Here is a 9,819-nt window from a genome sequence, read left to right as displayed (position 1 = left end):
ATATCAACGTTTATAGCACTAATAGAACACCAAAAAGCACACCCCTCAACACCAAAAAGCCCACCACTCAACACCAAAAAGCACACCACTCAACACCAAAAAGCACACCACTCAACACCAAAAAGCACACCACTCAACACCAAAAAGCACACCACTCAACACCAAAAAAATAAAAATCACTTTACTTTAGTGTTAATTAGTAATAGAGTGTATTTATAAAATAAAATGTATGTTCGAAAGGAAGAAAATTTATGGTCGATAAACGCAATATGTTATGGGTCAGTGACCGTAACTTTAATAAAGAAGATTTTAAAGACCAACAATATTTTCAGGTGGCTGAACATAATGACCTAATTACTAAGGCACGTCATGATTTAAATGCCCGTGAATTGAAGATTATGGACTTTGTTGTTTCTAAGATTAAACCTGATGATAAACACTTTAATATCATTCATACGTCAATGTATGAGCTGTCTAATGTCCTTGAATTAAAGCGTAGCGGTCGTACGTACTCGCAACTTGCCCAAAATTTAGAAGACATGCGTGCTAAAAGCCTTCGTATTTATAGTGAGACGGATCGTCGTATTACTCTAACGGGGTGGTTTGAAGTTGTGCATATTTGGGAAAATGGACAACTTCAAATCAAAATCAATGAAGAATTTGCGCCATTTTTGTTGCAATTAAAAGATAAAGGGCACTACACCCAATACTTACTCGTTGATACCGTTAAACTGAAAAGTAAATATTCTATTTTGTTATACAAATTGATCCGTGAAGCTGATAAAGATAACGGTAGTTCAATTGCCATTGTTCAAGGAACGCCTGATGAGTGGAAAGAATGGTTAGGTTCGCCTGAAAGTTACACCTATGGACGTTTAAAAGATAAAATATTAAACCCAGCTATTGCAGAAATTAACCTTGAAATTGATGATATGGACTTATCTTTATTTCAAGCACGCCGTGGTCGTGAGGTAGTTCAAGTCGAAATTCACAATAATTTTATTCGTAACCCACGTTTTTAATATAAGGGGGGAAATGATGTTCATAATAAAAAGAGGGATACCGCCCTAGCCTCCACAGCTCACGGTATCCCTAAATTTAGCAAAACAACCAACCATTTGAAAGGAAGTTTCACTATGAAGAATAGTATCACAAAAATAAGTCTAGTTGTATCAGTTATCAGTCTGTTGGTAGTGGGTTTTCTTGCGCTACAAATGCATGAACTCACCACAATTACAACGAGTTCACACAAATTTAACTTATAAGTTATGTCTTTTGAACCTTGAGTGAGAATGTAGTCGAGTACTAGGCATGAGAATTTTTTGTAGGTTTCAAAAAATATTACCCGTTCTTGACGGAATGAACGACTGAAAACCGAAGTTAGTTACATATTATATGTACGAAGGCATTTCATTTACACAAGATTCTTGACGCTACCATAGCTAATGAATATTCGACTAGATTGCCAAAGCGATCAAAACCTCTTCTAACACGATTAAGCGCCAAAGTATCCGACTTACCCAATAACTCCTTGTCATCATCTTTTAGATTAACGGCCTTGAATTCATCTTTGAAACTAGCCACTTCTTGACCACTCTCTTGGAGTATTTTGTAGAGTGATTTGTGACGCAAATCTTTCAATTCATTTTGAATCGCAACATTTGGAAGATAGTGTTCAAAAATTATGAACGGCTTATCATCCAGTGAATAAAGACGTTTAATATACAAAACCTGTTGCTTACCAGATTCCTCAAAAGGAGTTCCCTTTGGCGAAACTAATTTGATCTGTAGAATCTTCTTAGTTAAATCACCGTGTTCATCGACAATAGATGAGAATGATCTGGCTTTTGATAATTTATTGAACAAGTTGTTGCTAATAACCGTCGTTCCGATTCCACTTTTCTTAACCAAATAACCCTCACTGACTAGTAATTCAACCGCATTACGGACCGTGATTTTGCTGACATTATACATTTTCTCTAATTCGTTCTCTGTTGGTATAAGGTTTCCTACTTCATACTTACCTGATAAAATATTCTTTTTAATATCACTGGCAATTCTCTGATATAAACTTCCTGCTATCATTTTATTATCTCCATGGTTCATCTATATTAATTATTATGTATTCTTACATTATAATATATGTAACGGCTGTTAAATAACAGCAATTAAATTTAAGGAGCATCTCATGAAATCATACCCCGATCCGAATTCAATCTATCCCAACCCCAATATCAAAGAAATGGTCTACATCAAAAATACAATCAAATCCCCAAATATTATCGTGGGCGACTACACGTATTACGATGATAAATCTGAACCAGAGAATTTTGAAAAACACGTCACTCACCATTACGAATTCCTAGGTGACAAACTAATAATCGGCAAGTTCTGTTCAATTGCCCAAGGTATCGAATTCATTATGAATGGTGCAAATCACGTGATGAAGGGCATTTCAACTTACCCATTTAATATTCAGGGTAACGGTTGGGAAGCCAACACACCTACTCTAGATGACTTACCTCTAAAGGGCGATACGACAGTCGGTAACGACGTATGGTTTGGTCAAAATGTCACTGTTCTACCCGGTGTTCATATTGGTGATGGTGCCATAATCGGTGCAAACAGTCTTGTAACTAGCAATGTGGAACCATACTCAATCGTTGGCGGTAATCCTGCCAAACTAATTAAACAAAGATTCTCTGATGATATGATTAATGAACTAGAAAAGCTGCAATGGTGGAATAAGGATATCGACTGGATAACTGCCCATATCAAAGAACTTACTGTTAATGAATTATCATTGGATAAGATCAAAGAATGGACAAAATAAGTATTTACAAAAAAGGTCCTCGCATTTAATAAAATGCGAGGACCTTTTTATAATTATTTATCACTTCAAGAATTGTAATCTAACAGCGTTTAATACCGCTATAACGGTGACACCGACATCGGCAAATACTGCTTGCCACATGCCTACGAAACCGAAGGCTCCCAGAATTAAGAACAAAACTTTGATCCCTATGGCAAAACTAATATTCTCCATAACTATTTTTCTAGTCACCTGAGCAATTTTAATCGTCTTAGAAACCTTGGAAGGTTCGTCACCCATAATAACAATATCGGCCGCTTCAACTGCAGCATCACTACCAAGACCGCCCATGGCGAACCCGATATCAGCCGTCGTTAATACTGGCGTATCATTGATACCATCACCAATAAAGGCCACTTTTTTATTTTTCTTCTTAGATGTTGCAAGTAATTTTTCAACAATATTAACCTTATCTTCAGGTAACAAGTCAGTATAGACATTGTCTAACTTAAGCTTATCCGCAATCGATCTACCAACTATGGCATTATCACCAGTCAACATGGCACTCTTAATCCCACGTTGATGTAATAATTCAATTGCATCCTGTGCATCTGACTTAGGCTCATCGGCAATCACAATGCTACCCATAAACTTACCGTCAACACTGACATAAACAACCGTACCAATTCCATTATCTCTGATGAAATTAATTCCTGACATTGCCTTATCATTACCTACTACAACTTGTTTGCCATCGACTATAGCCTTCAAACCATGACCAGCATGTTCGTTCGCATCTGTGACCTGATACTGACTCATATCGTCGTTATAAGCTTTGATAATCGACTGCGCGATTGGATGCGTAGAATTCTGTTCCGCTGCAGCCGCAATACCTAATAAATCTTGTCTCTTAACTCCAGCTACAGGTTCAATTTTAACAACTTCAAATTGCCCCTTTGTCAAAGTACCAGTCTTGTCAAAGGCTACTGTATCAACACTATTCAAGGCTTCAAGATAACTGCTACCCTTTACTAGTACACCTTGTTTAGATGCTGCTCCAATCCCGCTGAAGAAACTCAGTGGAACTGAGATAACTAGAGCACAAGGACACGAGATAACTAAGAATACCAAGGCACGTGAGATCCATTCACCCCAGTTGCCAGTAAACAGTGACGGAATTATTGCTAGTGCAACTGCCATAGCAACTACGATCGGCGTATAGATTTTGGCAAAACGTGTAATGAACTTCTCTGCCGGAGCCTTTTTATTGCTTGCATTTTGGACCATATCCAATATTTTGGCAACTGTAGAATCACTATATATCTTTGTGACCTTAATCTCCAAAGTACCGTTTTGATTGATAGAGCCACTCATGGCGGCATCGTTTTGATAAATACTACGAGGCATCGATTCACCTGTTAAAGCTGATGTATCAACCATCGATTGTCCAGACACGACCGTCCCATCTAAGGGAATCTTCTCACCAGGTCTAACAATAATAATCTGTCCAACTTGAACTTTAGATGGATCAACTTTCTTAGTACCTGAAGCCATTTTTATAGTCGCAAAAACTGGTTTAACTTCCAATAATGCTGAAATAGATTTTTTAGAATTATTTGTCGCAATATCTTCAAATAAGTTACCTACTTCATAGAAGAACATGACCGCGACAGCTTCCGGATACTCTCCTAAAATCAGAGCACCAACCGTTGCAATTGTCATTAAGAAATTTTCGTCAAAAATTTCACCATGAAAAATATTTTTAACTGCTTTTAAGACGATACTTCCGCCAATAACGAAGTAACCCATGAAATAAAGGACGATATTAATCGGTTCACCGAATATTCCTATGAATCCAGCAATCATAAATACAGCTGAAATAACTAATTTCCATAGTCTGACAGTGGATTCATGATCTAATTTATGTTTTGATTTCGTTTGCTTATTTTTTACTTGATATTCGGATTGGACATTGTACGATTTCATTAGAAACATCCTCCCTACAATTGTGTAAGTGTTTACATGAATATATGAGCATTCATTCATATTTCATCTATAATATAATATATCCTACAGGGAAATTCAATGATTTGTAGAAAAAAGGTGAAGTATTATGGTAGAAAAAGATTTTTCAGAACAAGAACATCAAGCTGCTCTGAATCATTTGAAGGAAAGTATTCCTGCCAATGAAGAATTAGAATCAATGGTCAACATTTTTAAGGCTTTTGGCGATATGACCCGTGTAAAAATTATCCTGGCATTGTCAAAAACACCCTTGAGTGTTGGCGAAATCGCCGATACTTTGGACATGAGTCAATCATCAATTTCCCATCAACTAAGTCTATTACGTCAATTAAATCTTGTTACGAGTGTGCGACACGGTCGAAATATTCATTATCGATTAAGTGATCAACACATAATCACGATTTTTGGACAGACAAAAGATCACATTATTGAAGACGAAAACGACTGATACTACTGACTTCCGATTATATGTACGAAGGCATTTCATTTACACAAGATTCTTGACGCTACCTTTTAATGATTTACATATTTTAAAACCAGATTGGAAAATTATTAAACGAACTTCCGATAGAGCTATTGTTTTTATGTTATTAAGTGATGAAGAAGAATGGGGCAAAATTCATAGAAATTCTAGAACGAAATATAAAAATTTGATTAAAGAAATATCCCCAATTGATTTAACGGAATTAATGAAATCGACTTTGAAAGAGAACGAAAAACAATTGCAAAAGCAAATTAATTTTTGGCAACGTAAATTTAGACTTGGGAAGTGAAAAAAACAATGAGAACTGAAAAAGAGATTTTAAATTTAGTTTCTGAATTTGCTTATCAACGAAGCAATGTAAAAATTATTACTCTCGAGGGTTCAAGAACTAATGAAAATATAAAAAAAGATAAGTTTCAAGATTATGATTTTTCGTTTTTCGTATCAGATATTGAGTGTTTCATACATGAAGAGAGTTGGTTAAGTTTATTTGGAGAATTATTGTTCATACAGAAACCAGAAGATATGGAATTATTCCCTCCTGATTTAGATTATGGTTATAGTTATATAATGTACTTTAAAGATGGCATAAAAATGGATATTACATTAATTAATTTAAAAGATTTAAATCGTTACTTTAATGACTCTGATGGTCTTGTAAAAATTTTAGTTGATAAAGATAATTTAGTGACTCAAGAAATTGTTCCAGATGACTCAAATTATTGGTTAAAAAAACCAACAGAACGAGAATTTCATGATTGCTGCAATGAGTTTTGGAGTGTTTCAACGTATGTAGCAAAGGGCGTTTTTAGAAGAGAAATATTATTTGCTTTAGATCATTTCAATAATATTTTACGTCCTGAATTATTAAGAATGATGTCTTGGTATATTGGTTTTAATAAGGGTTTTGATTTTAGTTTGGGAAAGAATTATAAGTTTATAAACAAATATTTAACTGATAAAGAATTCAATATGTTTTTAGCTACTTTTGAGATGAATGGATATAAAAAGACATACCAATCTTTTAAGCTCTGTTGTGAATTATTTAAATATTATTCAAATAAAGTAAGTTGTTTAGGAAATTATAACTATCCACATTACGAAAAAAATATCGAGAATTTTATTCGTAATAATTATGAAAATTAATTTTATTAGCAACCACATTTTTGGGGTTCTGGTGCAAAATTAACAAAATAGTCTTTGTAATACATTGGGACGATTGTTGAACGGATCATTGTACTAATAATTCGATTAGTGATTGTGACGACGAAAAACCAAAGAGACTTGGTTCTCTTTGGCTTACTTTATGTAGTTGATGCATGACTTCAATCCCACTTAGCGTTTTTAGCGCAGTTCGTAGTGATTGAAAACCGCTTGATTTTACTAAGACGTGTTTAATTAACCGATGATCTTGTTCAATCAAATTATTACGATATTTAGAACATTGGTGATTTGCTTTCACCAATAAGCCGTCTTTAATTACTTGTTTAATAGCCTTTAAAGTGCCAGCATATTGATCAGTAACCAGACAATCAGGACGACCATAGGTCGTCAATAAACGTTTCAAAAAATGATAGGCGGATTGATAATCACGATGTTTACGTAACTCAAAATCTAGTGTTAATCCATGACTATCAATGGCTCTATCATACTCTATCACAAGATCCAAACATCAATATTTGGCTGGCTAGACTGCTTCCTATTCTTATTATTTTTATTGTGTTCTTTTCTCTGCAATGGATAATCAACACATTTGAAAAGGAACCTTATAAATTTTAGTTATTATATTGGGCTGAAACCCTTGCTACAAGCGTGAGACGCTTGCCCTGTTCGGGGAGAACTCTCCATGAAATGGTCTGCTGGAAAGCTCCTGCTGAAAGCATGCGTCAAGTGCAAAATTTGTCTTGATGAAATCATGCTTATTATGCAAAATAATTCGGCAGACAGCCCCCGTCGGGTAGACGCCATTTGCGGAATAAATCAGCAAATGGCATACGCAACGATTGGTAAAAAGTGGCTAGCATATAGCTAGTCATTTTGCCGTGAGTTTGCGTAGCTAGGGGGTCAAGGGGCGAGCGCTAGCGTCCCCTTTGCAAGCACCACATCAGACACGTAAGTGGCTAGCATGTGGGTTGCTTGCCAAACCCCGTGAATTGATTTATTATGTGAGTAGAAACCCTAAGGGTTTCACGAGCTTAATCAATCAATTCACTTGCCTGAAAGGCAAAACAAAGGGGGTGGGGTTTGTGAGCGAACAACACAATATGTCTAGCCATCTATCCGATAAACAACCCAATCGGAAAGACAGTCGGCAAATCAATTTTAGAGTGAGCGAGCAGGACTATTTAAAGCTTTCGCAATCTGCGAAAACTTTAAATATGTCCGTGCCTGCTTTTGTCAAAAAGAAGGCACAGGGGGCGCGGATCGTTGCCCCTAAGATTGGCGCAAAAGAAGCGCAAGAGTTAGCCCGTCAATTAGCAAAAATTGGGGGTAATCTCAACCAATTAACAAAACACGCCAATCAGGGGGGCAACGTCCCCGCCCAAGCATTGCAGGAACTTCAAAGTGAGGTGGCAAAGATATGGCAACAACTCACATAAAGCGGTCTGCAAGTGCGTCACGGCTTGTCAATTATGCCGAAAAACGTGCGGTCTTAAAGGACGGACTAAACCTTGATGTGAACTATGCTAAAAGTCAATTTAAACAAGTCCGTGAAGTGTACGGTAATCAAGGTAAAACACAAGCCTATGCTAGTCGTATTTCGTTTAGTCCAAAGGAATTTGACCCTAAAAACGAAATCGACCAGAAAAAAGCTCTCGATATTGCCAAAGAAGTGTATCAAAAGACTTATCCTAATCAACAGGTGGCGCTATATGAACATGCTGATACGGACGCCTTACATATTCACGCTGTCATTGGGGCAATTGACTTGGAAACTGGCAAGAAAATGCATGGAAATTGGCAAGAATATCGTGAAAAGCTCGTTCATAACACCGATGAAATCGTACAAAAACATGGACTAGAAGTAACACACACTGACCCTGAACGGTATGAAAAGCGTTCTATGGCCGAAATCAAAATGCAAGACCGCGGACAACCGACTTGGAAAGACCAAATCAGACAAGCAGTTGATAGTACCATGTCTAATCAGCTTATATGCGATTTTCAGACGTTTAGAGACGATTTAAAGCAAAAAGCAATAGATGTATGGGAACGAGGTAAAGACCTTACCTATCAGCTAACAGGGACGAATTATAAGGCTCGTGGTAATAAACTTGGCACAGCTTACGAAAAGGAGGCAATTTACAATGAGTTGGAAAGACGTACCAGAGACCCAGATACAAACAGATTTAACAGCGCTCAACCAGACCCTGAAAGAAATCAGGAACTATCAGGGCACACAAATTCAACTACAAAGCAAACAACAAATCGAACTGACCGAACAGCTGACACAAATCGAACAAACCAGCCAAAAGGTCAATCAAGCCTTTCAAGAGACCTTGAACAATTTAGAGAACAGCAAAGAAACCAGCAGAGAACGATTAGTCGCTCTGCTCAAAGACGCTCAAAATCAGTTCAACGAACAAACAAAGACGGTCAATCGCAAAACAATCGACGAATTGCAACAGATAAACAGTCTGCAAAAGAGCAACAACACCACGTTGAAAGCCCTAAACGACAGCCTAAACCAAACCGTTCAAGGGACTATGGACCAAGTCGCTAATCGTTTATCTACCGAAATTGACCGTACACATAAACATATGAGTTGGTATGAGATTAAAAATTATCTGTACGCGGTTATTCCGACTGGGTTGCTCTCAGGGCTCGTATTTTGGCTTCTGACGCATTTCTTTGCTTAACAGGTGTATTTTATGAAATTATCTTTAAAATGGCTTAGAATGCAAAATATTGATGAATTAGCTAGGTGTCGACGCACTATTTAACTGTCTGTCAACGGTAAATCGAATTAAAGGGGCTTTCTGCTTTAGCAGTTAGCCCCTTTTTGAGGCTTTAAGGAGTTGATAGACTGGCGGATAAAACACTTTTGCGCATGCAAAGAAAAGCACCCTTGCTTTTTTTGCCTGCCTAACGGCGAGTGATTAGGTGGTCAAGCGAACTTCGCTTGTGGGTTTGGGCAACGCCCAAGATCTTTTTATGTAACGACCATAGGGAGGCGCAATGAGCAAAGCGAATGAAGTTAAATGTGAGAGCTTGTCTCTCACTCCTTTTGTTTGTGTTGTTTTGTTTTATTGAATTGCGCTCACAAACATAGCGCTACGCGCGCACCTAATTTATTAATAATTCTATTAATACTTCTAAATACTTAGGGAAAAAGGAATGGCTTTATATCAACGTTTATAGCACTAATAGAACACCAAAAAGCACACCACTCAACACCAAAAAGCACACCACTCAACACCAAAAAGCACACCACTCAACACCAAAAAGCACACCACTCAACACCAAAAAAATCACCACTCAACACCAAAAAGCACAC

The 9,819-nt window shown here is 37.0% G+C and carries 10 protein-coding genes and 1 pseudogene; 8 read left to right on the top strand and 3 right to left on the bottom strand.

Annotation, left to right across the window (positions count from 1 at the left end; all coding sequences use genetic code 11):
• Together ATN92_RS18660 and ATN92_RS00060 are read left to right on the top strand one after the other, a co-directional pair.
• On the top strand, nucleotides 1–219 hold a 219-nt coding region (locus ATN92_RS18660), incomplete at its 5' end, for a hypothetical protein (RefSeq protein ID WP_234032505.1).
• A gap of 32 nt (nucleotides 220–251) precedes the next feature.
• A complete protein-coding gene (locus ATN92_RS00060; protein ID WP_056950677.1) occupies nucleotides 252–1,022 on the top strand; it encodes a replication initiation protein in 771 nt (256 codons plus the stop codon).
• A 388-nt stretch (nucleotides 1,023–1,410) separates the two neighbouring features.
• Here the strand turns inward: ATN92_RS00060 and ATN92_RS00055 are convergent, their stop codons facing one another.
• Nucleotides 1,411–2,085, bottom strand: coding sequence for a GntR family transcriptional regulator (locus tag ATN92_RS00055; protein WP_056950674.1), 675 nt, complete (start codon nucleotides 2,083–2,085; stop codon nucleotides 1,411–1,413).
• Between the two features lie 103 nt (nucleotides 2,086–2,188).
• On the opposite strand from ATN92_RS00055, the gene ATN92_RS00050 reads away from it, so the two are divergent.
• Nucleotides 2,189–2,833 carry a Vat family streptogramin A O-acetyltransferase gene (locus ATN92_RS00050; RefSeq protein ID WP_056950673.1) on the top strand — a complete coding sequence of 215 codons (645 nt, stop codon included), beginning with the start codon at nucleotides 2,189–2,191 and terminating at the stop codon, nucleotides 2,831–2,833.
• 60 nt (nucleotides 2,834–2,893) lie between these two features.
• Here ATN92_RS00050 and ATN92_RS00045 read toward each other — a convergent pair whose 3' ends face one another.
• Nucleotides 2,894–4,678: a heavy metal translocating P-type ATPase gene (locus tag ATN92_RS00045; RefSeq protein WP_411762952.1), complete on the bottom strand. Its 1,785-nt coding sequence runs from the start codon at nucleotides 4,676–4,678 to the stop codon at nucleotides 2,894–2,896.
• Nucleotides 4,679–4,925: 247 nt separating this feature from the next.
• Between ATN92_RS00045 and ATN92_RS00040 the strand changes: the two genes are divergently transcribed.
• From ATN92_RS00040 to str, 3 genes are all read left to right on the top strand, one after another.
• Nucleotides 4,926–5,285 (top strand): ArsR/SmtB family transcription factor, encoded by a 360-nt coding sequence (locus tag ATN92_RS00040; protein ID WP_025024910.1) that lies wholly within the window; start codon nucleotides 4,926–4,928, stop codon nucleotides 5,283–5,285.
• A gap of 136 nt (nucleotides 5,286–5,421) precedes the next feature.
• Nucleotides 5,422–5,610 (top strand): hypothetical protein, encoded by a 189-nt coding sequence (locus ATN92_RS00035; RefSeq protein ID WP_435369334.1) that lies wholly within the window; start codon nucleotides 5,422–5,424, stop codon nucleotides 5,608–5,610.
• Nucleotides 5,611–5,618: 8 nt separating this feature from the next.
• Nucleotides 5,619–6,467 carry a streptomycin adenylyltransferase Str gene (gene str, locus ATN92_RS00030; RefSeq protein WP_056950663.1) on the top strand — a complete coding sequence of 283 codons (849 nt, stop codon included), beginning with the start codon at nucleotides 5,619–5,621 and terminating at the stop codon, nucleotides 6,465–6,467.
• Nucleotides 6,468–6,552: 85 nt separating this feature from the next.
• Here str and ATN92_RS00025 read toward each other — a convergent pair.
• Nucleotides 6,553–6,966, bottom strand: a pseudogene (locus ATN92_RS00025) (DDE-type integrase/transposase/recombinase); the annotation flags it as partial.
• Between the two features lie 601 nt (nucleotides 6,967–7,567).
• Between ATN92_RS00025 and ATN92_RS00020 the strand changes: the two are divergent.
• Nucleotides 7,568–7,921, top strand: a complete 354-nt coding sequence (locus ATN92_RS00020) for a MobC family plasmid mobilization relaxosome protein (RefSeq protein ID WP_056950680.1) — start codon at nucleotides 7,568–7,570, stop codon at nucleotides 7,919–7,921.
• Nucleotides 7,903–9,045, top strand: coding sequence for a relaxase/mobilization nuclease domain-containing protein (locus ATN92_RS00015; protein ID WP_056950657.1), 1,143 nt, complete (start codon nucleotides 7,903–7,905; stop codon nucleotides 9,043–9,045). Before ATN92_RS00020 ends, ATN92_RS00015 begins: the two co-directional genes overlap by 19 nt.
• Nucleotides 9,046–9,819: the final 774 nt, after the last annotated feature.

Source organism: Companilactobacillus bobalius, from assembly GCF_009764355.1.
This window is presented reverse-complemented; position numbering and strand designations above follow the sequence as displayed.